General features: G+C 53.3%; 2 protein-coding genes. Both read right to left on the bottom strand.

Annotated elements, in window-relative coordinates; all coding sequences use genetic code 11:
• The coding region (infC, locus tag ACIOYV_RS27310) for a translation initiation factor IF-3 (RefSeq protein WP_401328715.1) at positions 1-503 on the bottom strand (503 nt) is incomplete at its 3' end.
• The coding region (locus ACIOYV_RS27305) for a hypothetical protein (protein WP_401328713.1) at positions 503-587 on the bottom strand (85 nt) is incomplete at its 5' end. The genes infC and ACIOYV_RS27305, both read right to left, overlap by 1 nt.

Raw genomic sequence — 587 nt, 5'->3', positions numbered from 1 at the left:
TCCGATCTATGCTGTTCGACCGAACCGTACTCGAGCAAGTCACCTTCAACTCGCTTGAGGAGTTCCATCCCCAGCTCCTGGTGGGCCATCTCACGGCCGCGGAATCGCAAGGATACCTTGGCCCTGTCCCCATCACTCAGGAAACGTACCAGGTTGCGCAGTTTTACCTGGTAATCCCCTTCCTCCGTCCCTGGACGAAACTTGATTTCTTTAACCTGGATCTGCTTCTGGTTTTTCTTGGCCGCGGCAATCTGCTTCTTCTTCTCGAAGATCGATTTGCCGTAGTCCATCAGTTTGCAAACAGGGGGTACTGCATCGGCGGAAATTTCCACCAAATCCAGTTTGGCCTCTTCAGCCTTAAGAAGCGCGTCTTCAATTGACACAATCCCAAGCTGCTCACCCTCAGCCCCAATTAACCGAACCTCGCGTGCCGAGATATTCTCGTTGATCGGGGCTTTCGGTGCAGCTCGTTTATCTTGTCTCATTTCACGCTTAATAGTAATTACTCCGAATCTGGGCGACCACGCCGGGAAACCGCTTGAGCGAGGAACTCAGCGAATTGGGCGACGGGCATCGAGCCCAGGTCA

Source organism: Pseudomonas sp. NPDC087342 (assembly GCF_044744265.1).
Classification (GTDB): domain Bacteria; phylum Pseudomonadota; class Gammaproteobacteria; order Pseudomonadales; family Pseudomonadaceae; genus Aquipseudomonas; species Aquipseudomonas nunensis.
The sequence above is the reverse complement of the archived record's forward strand: the minus strand, read 5'-3'. Positions and strand labels throughout refer to the sequence as shown.